At 42.9% G+C, this 25,580-nt stretch carries 21 protein-coding genes; 6 read left to right on the top strand and 15 right to left on the bottom strand.

Features of this window, described 5'->3' with window-relative positions; translation table 11 throughout:
• Positions 1-8: 8 nt before the first annotated feature.
• Positions 9-152, bottom strand: coding sequence for a hypothetical protein (locus CU635_RS23375; protein WP_180955653.1), 144 nt, complete (start codon positions 150-152; stop codon positions 9-11).
• 387 nt (positions 153-539) lie between these two features.
• Positions 540-1,898, bottom strand: a complete 1,359-nt coding sequence (locus tag CU635_RS13295) for a TrkH family potassium uptake protein (RefSeq protein ID WP_101577854.1) — start codon at positions 1,896-1,898, stop codon at positions 540-542.
• Positions 1,899-2,034: 136 nt separating this feature from the next.
• Here CU635_RS13295 and CU635_RS13290 point away from each other — a divergent pair, with 136 nt between their 5' ends.
• The 3 genes from CU635_RS13290 to CU635_RS13280 all read left to right on the top strand — a co-directional run bounded on the left by CU635_RS13290 (position 2,035) and on the right by CU635_RS13280 (position 6,029).
• Positions 2,035-3,141, top strand: a complete 1,107-nt coding sequence (locus CU635_RS13290) for a CdaR family transcriptional regulator (protein ID WP_101577853.1) — start codon at positions 2,035-2,037, stop codon at positions 3,139-3,141.
• A gap of 138 nt (positions 3,142-3,279) precedes the next feature.
• A complete protein-coding gene (glcD, locus tag CU635_RS13285; RefSeq protein ID WP_101577852.1) occupies positions 3,280-4,692 on the top strand; it encodes a glycolate oxidase subunit GlcD in 1,413 nt (470 codons plus the stop codon).
• Entirely contained in the window at positions 4,689-6,029 is a 1,341-nt protein-coding gene (locus CU635_RS13280; protein WP_101577851.1) for a (Fe-S)-binding protein, read from the top strand. Before glcD ends, CU635_RS13280 begins: the two co-directional genes overlap by 4 nt.
• 41 nt (positions 6,030-6,070) lie before the next feature.
• On the opposite strand, the gene CU635_RS13275 is transcribed toward CU635_RS13280, so the two are convergent.
• Positions 6,071-7,291 carry an NAD(P)/FAD-dependent oxidoreductase gene (locus CU635_RS13275; RefSeq protein ID WP_101577850.1) on the bottom strand — a complete coding sequence of 407 codons (1,221 nt, stop codon included), beginning with the start codon at positions 7,289-7,291 and terminating at the stop codon, positions 6,071-6,073.
• A gap of 207 nt (positions 7,292-7,498) precedes the next feature.
• Here CU635_RS13275 and CU635_RS13270 point away from each other — a divergent pair, with 207 nt between their 5' ends.
• Positions 7,499-7,696, top strand: a complete 198-nt coding sequence (locus CU635_RS13270; protein WP_101577849.1) for an alpha/beta-type small acid-soluble spore protein — start codon at positions 7,499-7,501, stop codon at positions 7,694-7,696.
• A gap of 70 nt (positions 7,697-7,766) precedes the next feature.
• Here CU635_RS13270 and CU635_RS13265 read toward each other — a convergent pair whose 3' ends face one another.
• The 4 genes from CU635_RS13265 to CU635_RS13255 form a co-directional block, all read right to left on the bottom strand.
• Complete coding sequence (locus CU635_RS13265) at positions 7,767-8,249, bottom strand: hypothetical protein (protein WP_101577848.1); 483 nt, start codon at positions 8,247-8,249, stop codon at positions 7,767-7,769.
• The gene (locus tag CU635_RS24100) at positions 8,246-8,374 is read right to left on the bottom strand and encodes a hypothetical protein (RefSeq protein ID WP_257985649.1); all 129 of its coding nucleotides are present in this window, start codon (positions 8,372-8,374) and stop codon (positions 8,246-8,248) included. The genes CU635_RS13265 and CU635_RS24100 overlap by 4 nt, the downstream gene beginning before the upstream one ends.
• Positions 8,375-8,589: 215 nt before the next feature.
• Positions 8,590-11,874 carry an efflux RND transporter permease subunit gene (locus CU635_RS13260; RefSeq protein ID WP_101577847.1) on the bottom strand — a complete coding sequence of 1,095 codons (3,285 nt, stop codon included), beginning with the start codon at positions 11,872-11,874 and terminating at the stop codon, positions 8,590-8,592.
• 243 nt (positions 11,875-12,117) lie between these two features.
• On the bottom strand, positions 12,118-13,701 hold the full coding sequence (locus CU635_RS13255) for a peptide chain release factor 3 (protein ID WP_101577846.1): 1,584 nt from the start codon (positions 13,699-13,701) through the stop codon (positions 12,118-12,120).
• 286 nt (positions 13,702-13,987) lie between these two features.
• Between CU635_RS13255 and CU635_RS13250 the strand changes: the two genes are divergently transcribed.
• Positions 13,988-15,208 carry a NupC/NupG family nucleoside CNT transporter gene (locus CU635_RS13250; RefSeq protein WP_101577845.1) on the top strand — a complete coding sequence of 407 codons (1,221 nt, stop codon included), beginning with the start codon at positions 13,988-13,990 and terminating at the stop codon, positions 15,206-15,208.
• A 161-nt stretch (positions 15,209-15,369) separates the two neighbouring features.
• Here the strand turns inward: CU635_RS13250 and treC are convergent, their stop codons facing one another.
• Positions 15,370-17,058 (bottom strand): alpha,alpha-phosphotrehalase, encoded by a 1,689-nt coding sequence (gene treC / locus CU635_RS13245; protein WP_101577844.1) that lies wholly within the window; start codon positions 17,056-17,058, stop codon positions 15,370-15,372.
• A 122-nt stretch (positions 17,059-17,180) separates the two neighbouring features.
• Positions 17,181-18,584 (bottom strand): PTS system trehalose-specific EIIBC component, encoded by a 1,404-nt coding sequence (gene treP, locus CU635_RS13240; protein ID WP_101577843.1) that lies wholly within the window; start codon positions 18,582-18,584, stop codon positions 17,181-17,183.
• Positions 18,585-19,263: 679 nt separating this feature from the next.
• Here treP and CU635_RS13230 point away from each other — a divergent pair.
• Positions 19,264-19,701, top strand: a complete 438-nt coding sequence (locus tag CU635_RS13230) for a YkvA family protein (RefSeq protein ID WP_101577841.1) — start codon at positions 19,264-19,266, stop codon at positions 19,699-19,701.
• A gap of 165 nt (positions 19,702-19,866) precedes the next feature.
• Here CU635_RS13230 and CU635_RS13225 read toward each other — a convergent pair whose 3' ends face one another.
• The 6 genes from CU635_RS13225 to CU635_RS13200 all read right to left on the bottom strand — a co-directional run bounded on the left by CU635_RS13225 (position 19,867) and on the right by CU635_RS13200 (position 25,561).
• Complete coding sequence (locus CU635_RS13225; RefSeq protein WP_101577840.1) at positions 19,867-20,742, bottom strand: carbohydrate ABC transporter permease; 876 nt, start codon at positions 20,740-20,742, stop codon at positions 19,867-19,869.
• Positions 20,739-21,626: a carbohydrate ABC transporter permease gene (locus CU635_RS13220; protein ID WP_101577952.1), complete on the bottom strand. Its 888-nt coding sequence runs from the start codon at positions 21,624-21,626 to the stop codon at positions 20,739-20,741. Before CU635_RS13220 ends, CU635_RS13225 begins: the two co-directional genes overlap by 4 nt.
• Before the next feature lie 187 nt (positions 21,627-21,813).
• On the bottom strand, positions 21,814-23,106 hold the full coding sequence (locus CU635_RS13215; protein ID WP_101577839.1) for an ABC transporter substrate-binding protein: 1,293 nt from the start codon (positions 23,104-23,106) through the stop codon (positions 21,814-21,816).
• Between the two features lie 278 nt (positions 23,107-23,384).
• On the bottom strand, positions 23,385-23,516 hold the full coding sequence (locus CU635_RS13210; RefSeq protein WP_101577838.1) for a YjcZ family sporulation protein: 132 nt from the start codon (positions 23,514-23,516) through the stop codon (positions 23,385-23,387).
• A gap of 30 nt (positions 23,517-23,546) precedes the next feature.
• Positions 23,547-23,648, bottom strand: a complete 102-nt coding sequence (locus tag CU635_RS13205) for a YjcZ family sporulation protein (protein ID WP_101577837.1) — start codon at positions 23,646-23,648, stop codon at positions 23,547-23,549.
• Positions 23,649-24,085: 437 nt separating this feature from the next.
• On the bottom strand, positions 24,086-25,561 hold the full coding sequence (locus CU635_RS13200; protein WP_101577836.1) for a UDP-N-acetylmuramoyl-L-alanyl-D-glutamate--2,6-diaminopimelate ligase: 1,476 nt from the start codon (positions 25,559-25,561) through the stop codon (positions 24,086-24,088).
• Positions 25,562-25,580: the final 19 nt, after the last annotated feature.

The raw sequence follows: 25,580 nt of genomic DNA, 5'->3' as shown, positions 1-25,580 counted from the left end.
TTTTATTATTAGTTCCTCTTCTTGTTTTCCTTCGTGCTTTTCTTATCATTCATAAAAGGAATTTCGTATATTTTGCTTGCATTTATATCCCCAAATTCGCTTCCGAATTCAACATTGGCTTGTTGTGCTTGTTTATCGCTGCTTTTTTTCATTTACTCCCGCCCTCCTCTGTTTGACCATATATTTTTGCCTGCAATGTAACGAAGAAATCCCTGAACATTCATGCGGATATTTACACGCATTGCTCTACCAGCACTACACTCGGCGTTTTGGATTCGCGATATTCATTCAACCTTGTCAGTCCTATTTTTAGCTTCCGTGGAAAAGATATGTATCATCTTTTACCATAGAAAAAATAAAAAAGAAATCCCGGGTACTCGCCCAGAATTTCTTTATTAACCGAGTAAATTTTCGCAATGTAATAAGCTAAACCTCAATTGTCTAAAATAAACAGGAGTATTCTGTACGGAAACGAATAATACTATATCAATTTTGAATAACTTTCGTTTATCAATTAATGCATTGCTTATGAAATTCATTTAACCAATAATTACTTTTTCCTTTGGAAAATGGTATTTTGCCTTTTTTTCTGTACCGCCAAGTAAAAATAAAGATGAAATTAAGCCAATTCTGCCAATGAACATCAGCGCCATAATAATGCATTTTCCCAGTGTCGATAAATCCGGAGTAATTCCCATTGATAAGCCTGTTGTCCCAAACGCTGAGCAAATTTCGAACAAAATTTCAAGCAGGCTATGGTGCTGTTCGGTAATCGATAAAATAACGAGTGACATTAAACATAGAATCATTGCCAGCATCGTAACGGCCAATGATTTGATAATGTCTTCCTCGAAAATCTCACGTTTGAAAATTTTAATGCTGCGGTTGCCTTTCGCAAAGTGGTAAACAAATAAGATATTCAAGGCAAAGGTGGTCGTTCTTATTCCTCCACCGACGGAGCTTGGCGAAGCACCGATAAACATTAAAAGAGACATAATCAGCAAGGTCGGGACCGCAAATTCACTGACATCCATGGTGGCGAGTCCCCCGCTCCGCGTCGAAGCCGACTGGAAGAAGGCATAAAAGAACGATTTATGCCAGGAGACACCCTCAAAGTAATGTTGGCTTTCAATGATTAAGATCAGCAATGTACCGCCGAACAGTAGAGCTGCAAAAGTGACCGTTGTCAGCTTTGTGAACAGGGAAAACCGGAAGTTGCCCCCATTGTTTTTCGGAAATAAATAGGCCTTCACTTCGATTAAAACAGGAAACCCAATTGCCCCCAATGTAATCAAGATAATGTTGATGATTTGAACAAAATAATCGTCCGCAAATGGCTGTAGCGAAGCGCCGGTAATGTCAAAACCGCCATTTGTTGTCGCGCTGACCGCTGCAAAAAGGCCGTGTAGAAAAGCCTCCCCCCACGTCGGGTAATATTTTAAAAAATATAATCCCAAAACTAAAGTGCCGATCAATTCGATTAAAAGAATAATCGTTAAAATTTCCTTTATTAAGTTAACAACACCTGCCAGGTTGGCTTGATTATGATCGGTCATAATTAATCTGCGTTCCCTCAGCCCTATCTTCTTCCCAAGCAGCAGCCAGAAGAATGTTCCGAGTGTCATCACTCCAATACCACCGAATTGGAGGACAAACATCAACATAAAAATACCGAAAACGCTATACGTTTCCGAAATATCAAAAACGGCAAGCCCTGTTACACTCACCGCGCTGACTGCTGTAAAAACTGTGTCAACAAAGCTGATGGAAACACCCGGCTGAAAGACTGCCGGTATGCTTAACAACAGGACAGAGACGCTGACCGCCAGAAAATAATAGCTGACAATTGCCCGAGCAGGTGTGATTTTGTCAAGTCTTTTTTGTACCTTATTCCACATTTCACGTTTGTCCTTTCGACATTTTCCCAACCCTTATCATAAAGAAAATACCCGAATTTGAAAAGCAATATCAGGACAATAGCATGATTTTCTTATAATCTTTATAATAGTTTTAAGAACACTGGGAGGATATGCTATGTTATTGCCGGGGCTTGCCGAAAAAATTATCATCGAAGTAAGAAAGCTATTAAATGAGGATATCATTGTGGCCAATCCAGATGGAACGATTATTGCAAGCACCGATCCTGTAAGGGTCGGAACGTTTCACGAAGGAGCGTTTTTGGTTTTTAAACGGAAAGCAAAGCGGATCATTACAAAAGAAGATGAAACAAGGTTAACGGGGGTTAAAGCCGGAATCAACCTGCCGATATTTTTCAAAAAAGAAGTCATCGGCATCATTGGCATTACCGGTAATCCCGACAAAGTTTCCCCATTTGGAGAAATTATCCGCAAGATGACCGAGCTGCTAATCAGTGAAAACTACTATGCAGAACAACTGGAAATTCAATCAAGGGCGATGGAAGCATTCGTATTTGACTGGATGCAGATTCACGAATGGGATTCATCCTTTTTGGACCGGGCGAAGCTTTTACATATAGACGTCACGATTCCAAGGAGAGTGCTGCTCGGAGAAATCCGCCTGCCGGAATCGATCAGCCAGCGGGAGCTCGGGCAGTCACTTAAAAGCCTCAACGAAGATATCGCAGACGACATCATCATCAGATGGGGCAATGAACGGATTTTGTGGCTGTCGGCGGAAAGCTCAAACCACTCCTTAAAACAAAAGATTTCTAAGGCGGAGCATTTTTGGAAAAAACAATATGGTGCTTCTATTTTAATTGGTGTCGGCCAGCGGGCAGCTCCCGGCCAGATTCATCACTCGTACCGGCAGGCGCTTAGAGCGTTAAAATCGGCACTGGTGAAGGAAACGGTCGTTTTTGATGAGGATTTAACTTTTGAAATGATCCTGGATGACATAAAAAGCGAGACAAAGTCAGCGTTTTTGCAGCGAACAATAAATCCGCTCCTGGATGAGGAAGAACTTTTGCTAACCCTGAAAGAGTTGTTTCGACAAAACCACTCCTTGAAAAATACTGCTGCGGCCCTGCATATTCATATCAATACGCTGCACTACCGGCTTAAAAAAATCAATGATTTAACCGGGCTTGATCCTTCATCGATTGAGGATTTATTGTCGCTGTTTTTGGCGATCGTGATTTTGGACGAACATACAAAAATATAAAAAAATTCACCATAATATTCAGATATAAATCCATAGCGGGACTTTCCCGCTTTTTTTATACTTAAAATTGAGAATATTGGTTAAACAGCTAAGTAAAATTGAAAGCGTTTTAATGTTTTTTTGGGGGGAGAGAGATCAGTGATTACAACTGAAACAAAAAACCAGCTGCTCGACATTGTCGGATCAGAAAATTACGATGATTCCAAAGCAGGCCGCTTAGTTTATTCTTACGATGCAACGCCCAATTTTCAGTCGATGCCGGATGCTGTCATAAGCCCGCGGAACACAAGCGAAGTTGCCGAGATCGTAAAAATATGCAATTCAGCCCGGATTCCTATCGTACCGCGGGGATCGGGCACAAACCTGTGCGCCGGAACCTGCCCGACAGAAGGAGGAATTGTTCTTCTTTTTAAACATTTAAACAAAATTATCGAGATTGATGAAGAAAACTTGACCGTTACGGTTGAACCGGGAGTTATCACCCTGGATTTAATCAATGCTGTTGAGGCAAAAGGTTTATTTTACCCGCCTGATCCGAGTTCAATGAAAATCTCGACGATCGGCGGAAATATAAACGAAAACTCAGGCGGGCTGCGCGGGTTAAAATACGGTGTCACAAGAGACTACGTGATTGCCCTGGAAATCGTGCTTGCAAGTGGGGAAATTATCCGGACCGGAGGAAAATTGGCAAAGGATGTTGCCGGCTATGATTTCACCCGTCTTTTTGTTGGTTCTGAAGGGACGCTTGGCATCATTACGCAAGCGACACTCAAGCTTGTCCCAATGCCGGAAACGAAAAAGACGATGCTGGCACTGTACCAGGATATTGAAGCGGCTGCCAAAACAGTGTCAAAGATTATCGCCAACAAAATTATTCCAACGACGCTTGAATTTCTTGACCAGCCTACACTGGAGGTAGTTGAAGCCCACGCCCAAGTCGGCTTGCCGACTGACGTGAAAGCCGTGCTTCTCATTGAACAGGATGGCCCCGCAGAAGTCGTCGACCGCGATATTTTGCGGATGACCGAAATTTGCAAGCAGGAGCATGCCGTCTCAGTTGAAGTGGCAGAAACAGAGTTTGAGGCTGAGGCGCTTCGCACTGCCCGGCGCGCCGCCCTGTCCGCTTTAGCCCGCCTGAAGCCGACAACGATCCTCGAAGATGCGACTGTTCCGCGTTCCGAAATCGCCAATATGGTTAAGGCCATTAATGACATTGCGTTAAAATATAACGTTAAAATTTGTACATTTGGCCATGCCGGAGACGGCAACCTCCATCCAACCTGCCCGACAGACGCAAGAAACCATGAGGAAATGGAAAGAGTCGAAAAAGCATTTGAAGAAATTTTTATGAAAGCAATCGAACTGGGCGGAACGATTACCGGGGAGCACGGCGTCGGGATGATGAAAGCCCCATATTTAGAGTTGAAGCTTGGCAAAGAAGGGATTTCTGCGATGAAAGCGGTCAAATCCGCACTTGACCCAAATAACATATTAAATCCCGGAAAAGTATTTGCTAAAGACAGCAGGAAGCGTGTGGTGGTAACAAAATGACAACAAGAACTGAACAGGAAGCGATTCAGCAGCAATTCCGGCAACGAATGGATGAAGATGAACTATTAAACTGTATGCGATGCGGGTTCTGCCTGCCATCGTGCCCCACCTACATTGAATCCGGTTATAAGGAATCCCATTCGCCGCGCGGCAGAATTGCCTTGATGAAGGCGGTTGTCGATGGATTGATCGAACCTGATGAGGATGTCGAAAGATCTTTGGATATGTGCCTTGGCTGCCGGGCATGTGAGCCGGTTTGCCCATCGGGTGTCAAATACGGCCATTTGCTTGAAGAAGCCCGGGATATCATCAACCAAAATAAAAAACATTCATTACCGGTTCGGGCGGTCCGAAAGGCAGTCTTTGACGGGCTTTTTCCGCATCAAAACCGGATGAGAACGTTAACGGGCCTGCTTGGATTTTATCAAAGATCAGGATTGCAGAAGGCCGCTCGAAGAACGGGTGTATTAAAACTGCTCCCAGAAAATCTCTCAACGATGGAAAAAGTACTGCCGGACGTTCCGCGCTTAGCGGAAATGAAAAACAGGCCTGAGCATCTGCCGGCTAAAGGCGATACGAAAAGCCGTGTTGCCTTCTTTTCCGGATGCTTAATGGACACGATGTTTTTGGAAACAAATAATGCGACAATGAAGCTTTTGCAGATTGCCGGCTGTGAAATCGTCATTCCAAAGGAACAAGCCTGCTGCGGGGCCCTTCACGGCCACAGTGGTGAAAAGGCGTCTGCCAGGGAGCTTGCAAAAAGAAATATTAAAGCCTTTGAAGACTTAAACGTTGATTATATCATCACAAATGCTGGCGGATGCGGAGCGTTCCTCGTCGATTACGGCCATTTGTTAAAAGACGACCCCGACTGGGAGGAACGGGCCCGCGATTTCTCAATGAAGCTAAAGGATGTGACTGAAATACTTGCTGAATTGGAGTTTCACAAAAAAGTGAAGCTCGAATTGCCACATCAAGTGATTACGTATCAAGACTCCTGTCATTTGCGCAACGTCATGAAAACTGCGTCCGCCCCGCGCAAGCTGATCCAGGCAATTAAAGGGACAGAATACCGGGAAATGAAAGATGCGGATCGCTGCTGTGGATCGGCTGGCATCTATAATATTGTCGAATCAGAAATGTCGATGCAAATACTCGATTATAAAATGAAACAAGCAAAAGAAACGCATGCGGCAACCATTGTCACAGCTAATCCCGGCTGCCTGCTGCAAATGAAGCTCGGGATTGAACGGGAAAACCTGGCAGGACAAGTTCGTGCCGTCCATATAGTCGATCTGCTGCTTGAAGCAGCCGGGGAGACATCTTCCTTACAGTGATTTGTAAATATCGGCGGGCCGGATTTTGGCCCGTCTTTTTTTTATCTTTCATTCCGTGCATTCAAATAAATAGCTAAATCCTTGCTTCCTTCACCGGCTATCTCATCTCTTAAAATCCGGGCAGAAATGATGCTGGAAACCGTTCCGTTTCCCCCATAGCCCATCACAAAGTATGTATTGGGAAACCGTTCATAACGGGCAATGATCGGCAATCCATCATGGGTGTTGCCAAAAAAGCCTGTCCAATAATAATCCGGGTAAACCTTGCCTTTCAGATGCGGAAAAAGCTTGACCAGTTCAGCAACAAGCAAGTCCCGCTTATGATAGAGCATCGTATCACGCTGATCTGATTTTGCTGCTCGTTCATCCAGTCCGCCAATAATAATTCTGTTATCAACCGTCGTTCTCATATACAAATATGGCCTCGCTGTTTCCCAGATTAAAACATGATCTTTCCAGAGATCTTCTTTAACGAGACGGTTTGTTGCAATCGCATATGAGCTGTCGAGCACAGCGTTTTTTTCAGACACTTCTTCCAGTGCCTCGTGGCCTGTTGCCATAATGATATACCTCGCTTTGATCTCCCGATGGTTTGATGTGAACACAGACATATAGCCGTCTTTAAACGTTCGCCCAGTCATTTCTGTATGTTCAAAAATCCGGACACCTTTTGCTTGTGCATATTGGAGCAAGCCATGGGCAAATTTAAAGGTATTAATCTCAGCATCTCCTGTTGTCAAAAGCGCAGCCGGTTTAGAAATCCCGAAGCTGTCTTTCAAATCCGCCGAATTTAAAAACCGAACAGGAAAGTCAAACTTTCGCAAAGTCGCAAATTCTTTTTCCAATCCCGCAACATCTTTTTCAGAGCTGGCAAAATATAAGCTGTCCCGCTGCCTGAAATCCGGATCAAATGGCAGGCTCCGAATAATTGTTTGGCCAAGCTCTGCAAGTGCTTGCCGGCACAATTGGTAATGGCGCGTGCCTTTTCTCTCACCAAACGAATTAATCATTGAAAACAGCGGTTTATCATTTGAAAATTGCAACAAGCCTGTGTTGGCGCTTGAGCACCCTGAAACAACCGTTCTTTTATCTATTACAACAATTTTCAAGTTGGTTTCACTAAAAAAATAAGCACAGCTGGCACCTGATACCCCACTGCCAATAATGAGCACATCGCATTCAATATCCTCTTCCAACGCAGGATATGCAGGAGCAGCAGGAAATGTCATTGGCCAAAAGAACAGCCCCGTTGTCAAGTTCATAACATGACTCCTCTTTCAATTATCCATTAAATATCGTTTTTTACGAAAATTGTTCACCGCTGACTGCCGCTGCTTATTTTCTGCAGCATTTACGGTTTCTAACCATTTTCGAAAAAGATTACCACGCATGTTTGGGAGATTCTGACTCAAACTAAGTTTACAGAGGATTTAAAAGTCCACTGATAAACAGATGAGGAGTTGACTAAAATGGCAGGCAGCCGAAGAAAATTACTTGTACCAGGAGTTGAAGAATATTTAGAGAGTGTCAAATATGAAATTGCCCAGGAATTTGGAATTAATTTAGGTGCACAAACTGTCTCTCGTTCAAACGGATCTGTCGGCGGTGAAATAACAAAAAGACTGGTAGCGCAAGCCCAGTCTGACTTAACCAACCAAAACCGATAGACTAATTTTATATTCATGGATCACCGGCCGTTAACACGGCCGGTATTTATTGCGTGCACCCGTGCCCATTTTATCGGGCAATATCTGTCTGGTTCCTGCGGACTTTTAACAATATAAACCTCAGCGTAAATCCAATCAGCAATCCAACCAATAGAAAAATCATCGGCAAAAAAACCGGGCCGAACAAGATCCCGAACAGCCTTAACCTGGTCGAAAGCATAAGGCCAACAGTGATTGTATAGGCAGCAAATACAAACGGTAAATACGACAGCTGTTCGTCTTCGGGCATAGCTGTTCGGTACGCGTCCCACATGGCAAACATGTATAAACAAGGGTAAAACATCAGCCATTGAAAGTTTGTCACCTCGATCGCCCTGTCGATCTCACCCAAAAAGCTAAATATGATCGCGGCATTAAAATGACTGCATACATTTATGATGATTTCCAAAACGACAAAAAAGGCTCCTTTAAAAAATTGACCAATGAGCAATTGGCTAAAACCCGGTAACGCGATATTCCATAAGACCGCTTCAAGCTTAGACATTTTCTTCATTCATCTTCACGGTTCGTTTCCTTTAAGATTAATTCGTAAATACGAGCATGCCAAAAGGGCCGGACGATCATAGCGGGCTTAAATACAATTGTTTTCGCAGCGTTCATACATAAAATATCATTCATTCACTTTCCTCCAGCACTAGTCGGTAGTTCTAGGATGCACAACGGCAAACGCATTTATTTAACAAGTATAAAAAATCCTTTTTTTTACAAATTCCAATTATCAGCTTGGCGTCTTATCAAAATGATTGATTTTTCGATCGTTATCCGCGAATCATGTTCAACAATAAAATACAAAATATCCCTCTTCCAAAATAGAAGAGGGGCTTGTGTACATATTATAAGTCTTTATTCTTTCTTGATCTTACCCTTGATAGTGGTTCGTCTTCCTTGACGACTTTTAGAAGCTCCTCGAGCATACCAGCCATTTCTTCTCTGTTATATTTGCCTGTCGATTCAACCGTTTCTGATAAAAAGTGGTCTGTTTCTGAAGTTTGGTCCTTGTCTGGCTGTAAATCAAGAAGATAGCCCGGAACGAGATGTCCATCGTGTGTAGCATACAACTTGTTCATCCTCCGTGTTTCTTTATCAAAAAGACTGTAAACAACAGGGATGACAAATAAAGTTAATAAGGTACTGCTAATGAGGCCACCAATTACGGTGATCGCCATCGGCTGGTTGATCTCGGTTCCTTCGCCAATTCCAAGTGCCAGCGGGACCAAACCGAGGATTGTCGTTAACGCCGTCATAAAGATCGGTCTCGCCCTGTCCTTTACAGCAACAACAATCGCATCAAAGGTTTTCATACCGCTATTTTTCTTCTGATTTATATAGTCGACGATCACAATGGCATTATTAACGACGATGCCTGCGAGGACGATAAACCCGATAATCGCTGTTAAGCTGATAGGCGTATCCGTGATCACTAACGCGATTGATACGCCAATGACCATTAGAGGAACCGTAAACATAATGACGAACGGGTATTTTAGCGATTCAAACTGCGCAGCCATGACAAGATATATGAAAACTATTGCCAATCCAAAAGCCATGATCAGATCGTTGATCGAAGAATCAAGAAGCTCTTTGTCACCGCTGTAGACAATTTCTATTCCTTCAGGCAACTTGAGATCGGCTATTCGCTCATCTACTTTATTGGAAATAACCCCGAGATTCGTGGATGTTTTGTATTTCAATGTGAACTGGACCGCGTTCTGTTGGTTAATTCGCTGGATGTTGACAGGACCATTGCCGTTTTCAATCGTTGTAACCTGTCCCAAGGCTACATAGTTTCCGTCGGGTTTCCTGATTAAGAGATTTCGCAAATGATCGAGATTCCGGGTAATGTCGTTATCATATTCGACATCAACACCATAAATCGTTGAATCTTCGGTGGTAATTTGTGTAGCTCTCACTCCCCTTGTGACATCATTTACAATCATCGCGATCTGAGCAGGCGCCAGGCCCTCTTGAAGAGCTCTCTCCCGGTTAACCGTGATTTGAATCTCTTCAACCGTCTCTATTAAGTCTGTCGATAATTCATTTACATCATTCATCTCACTCAATGACGCATATATTTTTTCAACCGATTCATGCAATCTTGCTTCATTCGTGTCACGAACACTAAATGTTAATGTATTCGGCGCAGTGCCGGCAGAGGATTGCAGATTATATGTTAACTCGGCCGTTGGATTTGCATTTTTCGCGGCACTCTGAAAATCGCTTTTTAGATCATCGACAAATTGAAAGGTGGATCGGTCTCGTTTTTCTAAATCGTTCATTTTAATATATAGCTCACCGACATTGGCAGAAGTTCCACCTCTAAACGCAGCTTCCTGGGTTGTGCCGATCAAACTTACATATACTTCAACATCGTCCTGCTCCTTCAACTCGCTCTCAAGGGCAGCCATTACCTTTTCTGTTTCCGTTAAGGCAGCTCCATTTTCCAGATTGACGCGCACGCTGAAAAACCCCTCATCAGTCGCCGGCAAAAATTGTGTTCCGACGATCGTCAATCCATACCCTCCCGCGGCCAGAAGAAGCAATGAAATCAACATAACAATAAAGCGATGCCGTAAAGACCACCTCGTCGATCTTTCAAGCATTTTCAGGAAACCGGAACGCTGCCGTTTTCTTTCAATGTTCTTTTTCGGTGTCTTCAACAAGCGGCTAGCCAGCATCGGTACAACTGTTAATGCCACAATCAGTGAGGCAAACAGGCTGAACGAGATTGTCAGGGCAAACTCTGTGAATAACTCACCAATAATCCCCGAGATGAAGGCAACCGGCAAAAATACGACAACTGTGGTCAGGGTCGATGCCGTTATTGCGCCGCCAACTTCCTTAGCACCAGCATGGGCAGCTTCTTTTGGACCTTTCCCCATCGACAGGTGGCGGTATATATTTTCAATAACAACGATTGAATTATCGACAAGCATTCCGATTCCGAGCGCCAAACCGCCAAGCGTCATGATGTTGAGCGTAAAATCGGAGAAGTACATCAAGACAAACGTGAAAATAACTGAATAAGGAATCGCAATTCCAATAATAAGCGGACTTTTGATGCTCCTTAGAAAAAAGAACAAGACAACCATCGCCAGGGCCCCACCCAAAATAAGCGAATCGGAGATATTCCCGATTGCCTGTTGGATATAATCGCCCTGATTGAAAAGAACTTCTGCCTCTATCCCCTTATACTTGTCCAATTGCAGCTGCTCATTTAATTCATTCACAAACGCTTTCGATACGGCAGCAGTATTGGCATCGGACTGTTGCAGAACACTTATCAGCACAGACGGCGCTTGATTTGCCCTTGTAATCGTGCGGTCATCCTGTTTGACGATTTCAACAGTGCTGACATCCTGTAAGCGAATGTTTTGGCCAGTGGCCGGGTTAACAGTGACAGTCAGATTTTTTAATGTGTCGACAGAATTAATTGTACTGATGATTCTCGTTGTTAATTCTTTTCCATCGGCTAAAATGGTATCGCCAGGGAACGAAATATTATTAGCCTCGATCGTATCGACGATATCTGATTGAGTTAAGTGGTACGCTCTCAATTGATCCTGATTCAATTCAACCCGGACATTTTGCACGGATGTTCCGGAAAGATTAACACTTGCCACTCCATCTACTTTCGTCAGCTCAAGCTTTAAATCGTCGGCAAGTTCTCTTAATGATTCCTCATTACCTTCTGAACTTAACGATAGTTGGATGATTGGAAATAATGAAGGATCGAACTTAAGAAAACGTGGCTTTTCGACATCATCAGGCAATCTCGTTTGATCAATTCTTTGCACGACATCATCCTGAATTTCGTCCATTGACGTCGTCCAGGAAAATTCCATTAGAACAAAGTTGGCCCCCTCTTGCGATGTAGAGGTGATCGTCTTTATTCCCGGAAGTGTTGCAAGATTTTCTTCGAGAGGCTTTGTTACTTTCTCAAGCACTTCCTCCGGGCTTGCCCCAGGATAGTTCGCGACAACGACCCCTACCGGCGGATTAATATCAGGAATCAACTTAATCGGGATATTTAAGAGTGAAACCACCCCCAAAATTAAGACAAGAAACATCGTTACAATCGTAAACACTGGCCTTCTAATCGAAAAATTGCTTAATTTCATTATGTACTCCTCTCAGGGCTCGTCAGACTGGTTGAAAATTAATGGTGCTCCGTTCAAATATCTAGAATTCACTATATAAGAGGGCTTAAAGGTATGCAACTATGGAGCCGCTTGTTATTGTTTCATGTGAAAAAATAAATAATTAAGCGAAAATCAACTTTAATAAGCGAAACCGATGATATGAAAAAATTTCCCACTCAAGTTAAAATCAGAAAGAGAGGCATACAACGATGCCCCTCCCCCCTATTCATCAGCCGAATCCATCGGATTATATAGTTTGATATTCGGATTTTTTTCCTGGAACCAGCGTAATGCGAAGTCATTTTCAAACAAGAACACTTTTTTCTCGTAACGGTCATGAACAAGAAGGCTGCGAGAACTGGAGAGATTTTCATCAATCTGCTCATTTTCGACCCAGCGGGCAATTTTGTTGCCAACACGCTCCATTAGCACCTCTACATTGTATTCGTTCTTCATACGGTGCTCGAATACTTCAAATTGGAGCTGGCCGACCGCTCCAAGCAAATACTCCTCGCTTTTGACCGTTTTAAAAAGCTGGATAGCGCCTTCCTGGACAAGCTGTTGGATCCCTTTGTGGAAATGTTTTTGCTTCATAACATTTTTCGCTGTCACCCGTACAAATAATTCGGGGGTAAACTGTGGCAGCTTGTCATACTGGAACGATTCTTTTCCAGAAGTAAGCGTATCACCGATTTGATAAAGGCCTGGATCGTACAAACCGATAATATCACCGCTGACAGCTTCCTCTACTGTACTTCTGTCATCAGCCATGAATTGAGTAGATTGGGCAAGCTTCATTTGTTTGCCGGTCCGTGCCAGGTTTACGGACATGCCCCGCTCAAATTTTCCTGAACAAATCCGCAGGAATGCAATTCTGTCGCGGTGGGCCGGGTTCATATTTGCCTGGATTTTGAAAATAAACCCTGAGAACTCATTCGAAAGCGGGTCGATTTCGCCTGATGTCGAATGGCGCGGTTGCGGTGGCGGGGCAAACTGCAAATACGTTTCCAGGAATGTTTGCACACCAAAATTGGTCAAAGCACTGCCAAAGAAGACGGGAATCAATGTACCATCTGCAATCTTTTCTTTTGAAAATTCATTGCCTGCTTCATTCAACAGCAGTACTTCTTCAAGTGTCTGGTCATATAACGACGAAGCCTTCAAAGGATGCTCACCGTCAATTTCCCCTTGTTCGTTGAGGCTGATAAACCGGTCTTCTTCATTTGCCCGGAATTGTTCGATTCGCTTATAAAAACGATCGTAAATGCCATAGAATTCCTTGCCCATGCCAATTGGCCAATTCATTGGGTACGATTCAATCCCCAAAACCTCTTCAAGTTCAGCAAGCAGTTCAAGTGGATTTTTACCCTGGCGGTCCAATTTATTGATAAACGTAAAAATCGGAATGCCACGCATCCGGCAAACTTTAAAAAGCTTTAAAGTTTGCGCCTCGATCCCTTTTGCGGAATCAATGATCATGACGGCGCTGTCAACAGCTGTCAGCGTTCTGTACGTATCCTCACTAAAGTCCTGGTGGCCGGGAGTATCGAGGATATTAACGCGGTTCCCCTGGTAATCGAATTGCATCACACTCGATGTAACGGAAATTCCGCGCTGCTTCTCGATTTCCATCCAGTCGCTCGTCGCAAATTTCCCGGTTTTTTTGGCTTTTACTGTTCCCGCATCGCGGATTGCGCCCCCAAACAGGAGCAGTTTTTCCGTTAAAGTCGTTTTCCCTGCGTCAGGGTGGGATATAATTGCAAAAGTGCGTCTTGCAAGCACTTCATCATGTAATTTACTAGACATAAAAATTCCTCTCTCTTTTGACAATCATAAATTTTGCTCATACATTCAATCTTATCGTTCACTACCACAGTTTGCAATAATGCATTATTGTTTTTCTGATCTTCACTTCACGCACCTCACTAAAGAATTATTAAATATCGGTTTTTTAGGGGATGCTACCAGTGTAATTAGATAATGGCCTTTTTGCCAGCAAAAACAGGATTGTTCGTTACTGTCTACATAGTATGTTCGTGTTTAAACAGAAAACCATTCGCAACATGTAATAATTCAAATTATGAGGTGTGATATGAATTTTTTGTGGGGAATATTCGGGATATTGGTTGTGTTAGGATTAGCATTTTTGCTTTCTAATAATAGACGAAAGATTAATTTGCGAACCATCATGGTAGGATTGGCCATTCAAATCGGATTTGCTTTCATTGTTTTGAAATGGGATGTCGGCAGAAGGGTTTTAGAAAACTTCACATTTGCAGTTAATGATATCATTAGCTATGCCAATGAAGGAATCAACTTTTTATTTGGCGGATTGTTTGCCGAAGAAACCGGTGTCGGGTTCGTTTTCGCTTTCCAAGTTTTACCGGTTGTGATTTTTTTCTCCGCCCTCATTTCTGTCCTGTATTATTTAAACATCATGCAGTTTTTTATCAGAATAATCGGTGGCGGACTCTCATGGTTGCTTGGAACAAGAAAAGCCGAATCTATGTCGGCAGCGGCAAATATATTTCTCGGCCAAACTGAAGCGCCGCTGTTGATCCGGCCATTTATACCAAAATTAACAAAATCGGAACTATTCGCTGTCATGACCGGCGGACTTGCGTCTGTGGCAGGCTCCGTTTTAGTCGGTTACTCGCTGCTCGGTGTTCCGCTTGAATACTTGCTTGCCGCAAGTTTCATGTCAGCCCCGGCAGGATTGGTTATGGCAAAAATTATCGTTCCGGAAACAGAGACTTCGGAAGAGCCAAACGAGCTTGATATGGAAGCGGATCAAGAATCAACAAATGTTATAGATGCGGCTGCGAGAGGAGCAAGCGTCGGATTGCAGCTCGCTCTAAATATTGGTGCGATGCTATTGGCTTTCATTGCGCTGGTAGCGACGCTAAACGGGCTGCTTGGCTTTATCGGCGGATTGTTTGGCTTTGATGAGCTGACCCTTGAATTAATGCTTGGCTATTTGTTTTCCCCTCTTGCATTTGCAATAGGTGTGCCATGGGAGGAAGCCGTACAGGCGGGAAACTATATCGGCCAAAAGCTAATTTTAAATGAATTCGTTGCATACTCATCGTTTGCCCCGGAAATCCCGAACTTGTCTGACAAAGCAGTGGCGATCATCAGCTTTGCACTTTGCGGCTTTGCGAACATTTCCTCAATGGCGATCCTCCTCGGCGGCCTCGGAAACATGGCCCCTGATCGCAGGGCCGATATCGCCAGGCTGGGAATAAAGTCTGTTATTGCCGGTGCACTGGCTTCGTTGTTGAGTGCAGCGATTGCCGGGATGCTTTTTTACTAACATGCCCTCTTCAGCTTTGAATAAATTAAAACGACGGTTTTCCCGTCGTTTTTAATTTATTTATTCAGTTGAAAGCAATTCTTTTAATTGAAAAACAAATAAGATATTATTCTTTTCCTGCGGCATATTCCTGTTTATTTATCGTTTTTCGGTTTAGCTTATTACATAGTCAGATGGTAAACAATCGATTCGTAAGGGCGTAAGCGGACATTTTCGAACGAATTTGATGCATCAGGATAGTTTGAAAGCAGAACTTGCGCATTGTATCCTTTTAGATCCACATGATCAGGCAGGATAAATTGCGTTTCTTTACCGTAAAAATTATTTACAACAAGAAGTTTTTCGTTATCACCATTTCTGACATAAGCAAAAATATCGGGATGCTCATCAACAATAAGTTCATAATCACCGTACGTGATAATGTCATACTCTTTGCGGAGCTTGATCAACTCTTTATAATAGTAGAACACCGAATCTTCATCGTTTAAAGCTTTCTCTACATTAATTTCTTTATAGTTGGGAGCGACATTGATCCAAGGCGTGTTGCTCGTAAAACCTGCATGTTTTTCGTCATTCCACTGGACAGGCGTTCTTGAGTTATCTCTTGATTTGCTTTTCAAAATTTCAATAATCTCTTCAGCCGGCATTCCTTCCTCTAGCTTAATATCATAAATATTGAGCGATTCGACATCGCGATACTCGTCGATGGAGTCGAATTTCGGATTTGTCATGCCGATTTCTTCTCCCTGATAAATATAAGGAGTTCCCTGCATCATATGAATAGTCGTTGCAAGCATTTTTGCCGATTCACTGCGGAACTCGCCATCGTCTCCATAGCGGGAAACAATGCGTGGCTGATCATGGTTGCACCAAAATAACGCGTTCCATCCTCCGCCTTCATGCATTTCCACCTGCCAGGTCGATAAAATTCTTTTTAAGGAAAGAAAGTCAAAATCAGCAAGAGCCCATTTTTCTCCGTTTGGATAATCCACTTTTAAATGGTGGAAATTAAAAGTCATGCTCAATTCGTTCCGGTCCGGGTTCGAGTACTTTATACAATTCTCAATCGTTGTCGAAGACATTTCACCGACAGTCATACTATCATATTTCGAGAAGACCTCACGGTTCATTTCATGAATAAACTCATGCACTCTCGGACCGTCCGTATAAAATTTCCGGCCATCCCCGGGAGAAACTGATCCATCATCATCGGGAAAATGCTGATTCTTTGAGATTAAGTTGATTACATCAAGCCGGAAGCCATCGACTCCCTTTTCAAACCAGAATTTCATCATTTCATAGATTTCTTTACGGAGTGCTTCATTCTCCCAATTTAAATCGGCCTGGGTCACATCAAACAGGTGCAGATAATATTGGCCTGTTTTTGCATCATACTCCCATGCATTACCGCCAAACTTTGATTCCCAATTTGTCGGCTCACTACCATCTGGCTTGCCGTCTTTCCAAATATAAAAATCACGATAGCGGTTGTCCTTTGATTTCGAAGCCTCCTGGAACCAGCGATGATCTGTCGAAGTATGGTTAACAACAATGTCCATGATAATTTTGATGCCGCGCTTGTGCGCCTCTGCCAGCAGGCGGTCGAAGTCTTCCATCGTTCCATATTCTTCATGGATTTTAAAATAATCGCTTATATCATAACCGTTATCTTTTTGCGGGGATTGATAGATTGGCGTAAGCCAAATAACATCCACACCCAATTTTTTCAAATAATCGAGCTTAGCTGTAATACCCGGCACATCACCGACGCCGTTTCCCGTTGTATCATAGAAGCTTTTCGGATAAATTTGATAAACGACTGCTTTTTTCCACCAAGGTTGGTTTTGCATTGATAACACCTGCTATTCTTTAATGTTTTAAAATTGATTTACCTTTCCCTGACCCGTTGCTGTATAACCAGGAAATATGGATACCATGGAACGTTTAGATTCCATGGCATACTATTGCCTGATTAAGCTTTTTTTACTCTTGCGAATATCATTGTCAAAACAAATGGAACAATTAACACAATAACCATTCCGATAAAGAAGACACCCCAATACTCGGCCATGATTGAAAAGATCGCCGGCAAACCACCGACACCGATTGATGCAGCTTGTACAGCATTCATCGCAATAAAGATCCCTGCGATAGCTGAGCCAATGATCGCGGCAAAAAACGGATATCGATAACGAAGGTTTACCCCGAACATCGCCGGTTCGGTAACTCCGAGCCATGCTGAAATGGATGAAGTTAAAGCCAATCCTTTCAGTTTGTCATTTTTCCGGTGAATGATCATCATCGCAAACGCTGCTGAGCCCTGCGCAATATTTGATAAGGCTACCATCGGCCACAGGAAGGTTCCGCCAATCGTACCAATCAACTGAAGGTCAACCGCCAGGAATGTATGATGCATGCCTGTGATCACGAGCGGAGCGTATAGCCCGCCGTAAACTAAGCCACCAATCGCAGGTGCCGCATCAAAAATGCCGACGACTCCATCAGTTATGAGGTTTCCGATGTAAAAAGTGATTGGTCCAATCGCGATAAAGGAAAGGGAGCCGGTAACCAGCAATGCGATCGGCGCAACGGTTAACAGTTGAAATCCATCGGCGATTCGCTTTCTTAAAAATATTTCAATTCTGGCAAGTACGTAAGAAGCGACTAATACCGGTAAAACCTGGCCCTGGTAGCCGACTTGTTGCACTTCGAGGCCAAACAAGTTCCAGGTTGGAACCTCTTCGGCTGCGCCATACGTCCAGGCATTTAATAAATCAGGATGTACAAGCATTAATCCGAGAACAATCCCCAGTAATGGGCTTCCACCAAAGCGGTTGACAGCACTCCAGCCAATTAAACCCGGTAAAAATACGAATGCTGTGTTGGCAATCAGGTTAATCATGCCGGCGAGACCAGCCCAGTTTTCATACACGTCAACAAAAGACTGATCATCAAAAAATATATCCGGGGCTGTCATAATATTATTAATCCCCATCAATAAACCCGCGGTAACAATCGCTGGCAGAATCGGAATAAAAATATCTGCAAGTGTTTTGATCGCCTTTTGCAACGGATTAAGCTTTTCAGCAGCGGCTGTTTTTATTTCTTCCTTCGAAGCGCGGCCGATTCCGGTGATGTCTACCATTTCGTTATATACTTTATCAACAGTGCCCTGCCCAATCACCACCTGGAATTGCCCATTGGCAGAAAAAGAACCTTTAACTAGGTCAATATCTTCTAGCTTTTCTTTATCTACTTTATCCTCATCTTTTAATGCAAACCGCAGACGAGTTACACAATGTGTAGCAGCGGCAATATTGTCTTTTCCGCCGACGGCATCGACGATCTGTTCGGCAGATTTCCTGTTATCACTCATTTATCTTTCCTCCTGTGACTGTTTTTCCAAAGGTGAAATGAAATAGAAAACTGCTTTATCCTAATCGTATTATTTGTTAAAAGGTCCAGCTATATCCTGTTAACTATGTAATAAGCAGTTAGCTGATCGCAGTTTATGACACAAACCGAACTTGTATATACATGTCTGTTTACGCTTTCATTTTACATCTATCTATAAGGCGGGTCAACACATAAGTCTTATATTTGATTAAAAACAAGATCACCCTATCTCACACATGATCGACGCAGATACTACTACCCAGGCATAGGCTGCTGTACAATTCTGCTTTTTTTGTTTGGCGGTACATTTAACGGGAATCACCAACTTTCCCCATCCAGGTGACGAAGCACAAAACTGTGCAAGTGAACAAGGGAAATGTCCTTCATCCAGGTCATGAAGGACGAAATTGACAAAGTGACCGGGAGAAATGTCCTTCATCCAGGTCATGAAGGACGACATTAGCTTAGTAACCGGGGGAAATGTCCTTCATCCAGATAATCTAGGACAGCATAATGCACGTGCGCGAATTACTCATTGTGAAAGCGCTTCGGTTGGATTAAGATCAAAAAAAGTGTTAATATCAAAAAAATCATATGTTTATGTTCGATCAATTGAAGGAAAATATATAGAAGAAAAAATCATAAAGTGAGGAATCGGTATGCCAACAGACGAAAAGATTGAAAAAGAACATCAAAAATATGAATCAAAGGCTAGTGGATATGCAAAAGATCCCGCTAAAGCGCAAAATTTGCTTAAAGAGGCCATGAATAAAGCGAATAAGAGTAGAGGGGCTCTGGCTGACGCGTGGGACAAGCTGCAGCTGTTTTTTGAAATGATCCGGATGTGGATAAAAGGCGAATACCGGAAAATCCCAACCCGCTCGCTTATTACGATTTTGGCGGCAATCATTTACTTTGTTTCTCCGATCGATATAATTCCGGACTTTATTATTGGCCTGGGGCTTGTTGATGATGCAGCGGTCATCGTCTATGCTTTTAAACAAATATCCTCTGATATAGACAAATTTAAAGCATGGAAAGCTGCACAGGACCATGTCTTCATTGATCCAAACAAGCCCGGCAGCATAAAGCAATAACCAATAAAGGCCATGACAAAATCCGTCAGGGCCTTTATTATTACTGTTGAATTTTGATGGGAGGGCTACTCAATAAAGCTTATCGGTATTGATTTCTCCTAAAGAAACCGCCAAATCCCCATGTGTTACATGAGATTTATTTTATGCGGTATAAAAGTTTATCAGTTACCCCTTCGAGCCGGAACTGATATTAGATCCTTCAATAAAATATCGCTGAAAGAAGAAGAATAAGAGAACGACCGGCAGCAAGACCATGACTGACATCGACATTAAGTAATGCCATTGGATTTGCACGGTTCCTTTAAAGGTTTGCAGTCCAATTTGCAATGTGTATAAGCTTTCGTCGTTTATATAAAGCAGCGGTCCGAGCAAATCGTTCCATGCGCCATTGAATGCCAGAATCGCTACGGCCACCAGAGCTGGTTTGGTCAGCGGCAAAGCGATATTCCACCAAATGTGGAAATGGTTAGCCCCGTCAAGCACGGCGGCTTCTATCAGCTCATTTGGAATTGACATCATAAACTGGCGCAGCAAAAAGATAAAAAAGGCACTGCCTAAAAAGGCAGGAACGATTAAAGGCAAGTACGTATTTAACCAGCCCAAATTTGAAAACAAAATATACTGAGGGACCATCGTGACGAATCCGGGGATCAGCATCGTTGAGAGAACGATGACGAAAAGGACATTTCTTCCCTTAAAACAAATTTTCGCAAAAGAATAAGCGACCAGCGAATTGACCAACACGCTTCCTAACGTCACACATACAGCAATAAACAGTGTATTTAAAGCCCAGCGCGTAAAAGGAGCTGTTTTCCATGCCTCAATGTAATTTGAGAAGCGGAACTCGCTCGGGAAAAAGGACGGCGGGTATTGGGCGATCTCTTGCGGTGACTTCAATGAAGTCGAAACCATCCACCATAAAGGTGAAAGAATCACAATACTTCCGGCTATTAATAATAACATGACGATATAGTTTTTAAGCTTTGTTTTAAACTTTTTCGACTCATAAAATTTTGGCGCAGAAACCGGGGCAGTCTTCATTTGTTATCTCCCCCTTCATAATGAACCCATCGTTTTCCAAGCTTCAAATTAACAAACGTTAACACCATGACAATGATAAACAGAAGCCAGGCCATTGCCGAAGCGTATCCCATATCGAAAATTTCAAAAGCATTATTCCACATATGAAGATTATAAAAGAGCAGTGAATTTGCCGGCCCGCCATCGCCGTTTTTCGACATGACATAGGCTTCCTGGAACACCTGGAATGACCCAATCGTGCTTGTAATGACGTCAAAGAAAATAATCGGTGATATCATTGGCAAAGTAATGTAGAAAAACTTTTGGAAGGAACTTGCCCCATCGAGTTCAGCCGCTTCATACAAGCTTCCCGATACACCTTGAAGGCTCGCTAAATAAAGCAGCATTCCGCCGCCGACACTCCACATCTTCATTAACAACAGGGCGGGCTTTGTCCATTCAGGGTCAAACAGCCAGGCCGGTCCTTCAATACCAAACCAGCCGAGAAAAGTATTGACCAATCCTGTTGACGGGCTGAGCAGCTGTATCCATAAAAAATAAACAGCGACGCCTGAAAGAATCGCAGGCAAGTAATAAATTGTGCGGAAAACTTTCATTCCTTTTACCTTCTGATTTAAAAGGACAGCAAGCAGGATCGCCCCGATCGTCGTTAAAGGTACCGAGAATAACACGTAATAAAGCGTGTTCCATAAAGAAGTCATAAATAGATCATCGATTGTAAACATGCGGTTATAATTCTCAAGGCCGATAAAATTCATCTTCGAAGTGATATTATAGTCTGTAAAGCTCGTATACAAAGAAAAGAGAAGCGGTCCCAACAGTAATCCAATAAAGCCGACCATCCAGGGGCTTATAAATAAATAGCCGAACAGATTCTCTCTCATCCTTTTCGATAAACGCCTCGGAGCTTGCGTTTGAATGGCTGTTTCTTCACGTTGTTTTGTTCGCTTTTGGACAATGCTTGTTCCAGTTTCCGTATAAGCAGAAGAATCATATGATTTCAAACTCCTCACCCCTCTATTTTTAAGGAAAGAGAGAAGGCGATTTATCCTTCTCTCTTTCACGCACTTATTATTTTTTTATACTTTCAACATCTTTTTCAGCCTTTTCCAATCCTTTTTCAGGAGAGATTTTTCCTCTCATGATATTATCAATCACCGGATTGATGCGGTCATGATATTCAGGATATTCAACTGGGACAGGACCCATTTTTGTTTCCTCGAGATTTCTTACTGTCGCTTCATATACCTCTTTGTCCTTGCCCAGCAATTCGCTCATTGTTGCTTCTGCCGCTTCAATATTGGCAGCATTATCAAAGTTTTCCATTGCCCAATATTTTTGTGCTTCTGGTCCAGTCAAATATTTAATAAATTCAACTGCTTCTTCCGGACTGTCAGAACCTTTTGGAACTTCCGCGACGAATCCGCCGCCTTCAGACCAATGACCCGATCCTTCAGTAAACGAAGGAATCGGGGCCACACCAAAGTCGAGGTGCTGGCCATAATCGCGGATCTGGGTATAGAACGTGCCGACGTCGGTCCACATCGCTACCTTTTCTGCAATGAACGGATTTGACTGTTCACTGCCAAATTCAGCCTTGAAAGCTTGCACATTTTTCGCACCGATGCGGTCCTGCCATTTAAGCAGCCATTCTAATGCTTCAACTTTTTTCGGTGTATTAATCTTTAGTTCACCATCTTCGATATAACCTGTGCCATTATCGGCGTTCATCATCCAGGCTGAAGCATTCGGGTTATCCCAGAGAGGGTAAAAGCCGATTCTTTCATAAGTTTCTCCGTTCTTCTTGTCAAGCTTGATTGCATATTCTTCAAGCTCGGCCCAAGTTTGCGGCGGCTTATTAGGATCCAGCCCTGCTTCCTGAAAAGTTTTTTTATTATAAAACAACATCCTGGTATCTGTATTAAACGGAACTGCGTAAGTTTTATTTTCATAAACGACAGTTTCCCATAAATGCGGGTAAAATTGATTCTTAAACGAATCATCCAAGTATTTACTTATATCTTCAACCTGTCCGTTTTTAGCTCGCTGGCTGACATTGTTAATATCATTAATAATGACATCTGCAGGATTTCCCGCTGCAACGGAAGCGAGGTTTTTTGTCCAAATATCTCCCCATGGAAGATAAGTATGTTTAACCACAATTTTATCTTGAGAGTTGTTGAAGTCCTCAATAATCTTTTCGATTATCGGCCTTCTTGTTTCAGATCCCCAAAAAGTCCAAAAATCGACAACCACTTTACCGTCTTCCGTTTTTTCGGCTTCAGCGCTGTTTCCCCCGGAGCAGCCGGCAAGGGACCCAAGTATTAAAAACACAGCTAGAATTAACAGCATTCGCTTCCTCATTCGTATCCCCCCAGGTGTAGATTTTTAAATTGCACATACAATTGATACCCGCTTGTTCTTCTCTTAAACTTCATAAGGTGAAGTTTTTTGCGAAAAATGTAAATTTCGGGGGATAAAGCTCGAATTCAGCTGCCATCAAAACGATTCTTTTTTAAGGCAAGAAGCTGTTTGTACTCATGATCAAGCGCGCTTATCAAAATTTGACTTTCGTTTCTTTTTGTTTTTCAATTCTTTCATAAAAAAGGATGATTGCCACCTGCAATCACCCCTAACAACTATTAAAATTTAAAACAAGCTGCACCTACAATAATCAGCAGGATAAACAGAACGACGATTAACGCAAAACCGCCGTAGTATCCTCCGGTATGCCCGTAACCGCAGCCGCCATATCCATGGCCGTAGCCGTACATAATAGAACCTCCCTTATACTAGGAATTTTATTAAAATCCTCCGTAACCCCATGATGCTCCAATGATAATCAACAGGATAAACAAAACAACCAGCAGCGCAAATCCGCCGCCATATCCATAGTCGCCTGACATATCAATAACCTCCTTTTTCGAATTTCACTATATCTTATTCAACTTATGGAATAAGTGTTTATAGACACCCGATAAAATTTGGCGATTTTGTCATTGAGAGCAGACAGATGCGGGTTTCAAGGCAGCTGTCATCTCAAAAATAGGCATGTAACCATCACAAACAAAGAAACCTGTTCCACAAAAAATCCGCAACATGCTGAGTCCTATTTATTTCATTGAAACTTGGCCAATATCGACTCCATGCTACCTGCCATTTCGGTAGGCTTGCCAACGGCCTGGTCAATATCGCTAATTGCGTCCAATGGTTATTTTACAATTTTGCAATCATTATTGGGGCTTGGATAACAATCGATAAATATGAAAAAGTACTTGCGAGGCACCCAGCAATATAGAAAAGGGACCGCCGTATCGTACACGCGGTCCCTCTTCTATTCAAATCAACAAATTCCGGCTTTTTCTTTAAAGCCGTCAAGTAAATATTCACAGGCGTCCTTGTCCGATTTAACCGGAAGGGTAAAGGGTCGTTCGTATTCTTCGGGTCCTTTGCCAGTGATGAATACCCATTCGCCTTTCTTGGCAGTACTCCATGCCTTTTGGATGGCAAGTGTCCTGTCTGGCAGGACTTCACCCTTGCCGTTTCCGTACAGCATGTTTAAATGGATAAGCTCCTGTTCCATTTTGTGTTCCTCTTCACCATTCAAGTCGTCGAAGGTCATAATAAAGCGGTCACTCAGCTTAACGGAGGCCGCAATCATGCTTTCCCGTTTTGTCCGGTCCCTTGCTCCCCTGAATCCATAAATGTGGGTAATTTTTGTTGCTCCTTGCTGTCTTGCTGCCTGCAGGCAATATTCAATCGCATCGTCCGTATGGGCATAATCAATGATGAATTTGGCGCCTTCCGGATGTTCAATCACTTCAAATCTTCCTGGTACACCTTTAAACGATTCCAAGGCGGCAAAACTGGTCTCTGGATCAATTCCGATATCAGAGGCTGCCAAAAAAGCGATCGCTGCATTATGGACGTTGTGCAGCCCTGGATACTGCAGTGAGACTTCGTATTTTCGGCCTTGATAATCTAAGGTAAACCGCGTTCGGCCATTAAGACGGATGTTTTCGATCCGTAAATAATCGTTATGGCTGTTCCCAAGCGTGATAACGGGGATATCATCCGTCTTCAACAGGCCCGCAAGCTTATCTCCCCATTCATTGAGACGGTTAATAACAGCTTTGCCGCTTTCTTTTAAATGGCTAAACATCGAGCATTTACTCAAAAAGTAATCATTCATACTGTGATGGTAGTCGAGATGATCATGTCCTAAATTTGTAAAAACACCATAATCGATCTCCAATCCTTCTACCCTGTGTTGGGAAAGGGCATGTGAAGATATTTCAAGAACGACAAACTCATCATTGCTTAACGACAAAAGCCTTTGCAGCTGAAGTGAATCCGGGGTTGTGTTGGTCGGTTTATACTTTTCATTATTAATGATATATGAAACGGTTCCAAGCATGGAACAGGTCCGGCCTGCCGTCTCAAGGATGTGCCTCAGCATATAAGCTACGGTTGTTTTCCCATTCGTACCGGTAATACCGATGATTTTGTGCTTATGGGCAGGCATACCGTAGAAAAAACTGGAAAGCTTTCCTAAAGCCTTTCGGCTGTCAATCACTTGAAAATAAGGCACTGCAGTTTGCAATTCCTTCTCCCCGATGACCGCTACGGCTCCCCTGTTAACCGCGTCATCGATAAAGCTATGGCCATCGGAAGCATATCCTGATATCGCTATAAAAATATCCCCTGGTCTTACTTGTCTGGAATCCATTTCAATACCGAACACCTCGGCGTCGCAAAAATTCATATCGGAGAGGTGGGCCCGGCCATAAAGATGCTGAAGCAGCTGTGACAATCTCATAATTTTAACTCCCTTACTT

Source organism: Bacillus canaveralius (assembly GCF_002860125.1).
Classification (GTDB): domain Bacteria; phylum Bacillota; class Bacilli; order Bacillales; family Cytobacillaceae; genus Bacillus_BJ; species Bacillus_BJ canaveralius.
The sequence above is the reverse complement of the archived record's forward strand: the minus strand, read 5'-3'. Positions and strand labels throughout refer to the sequence as shown.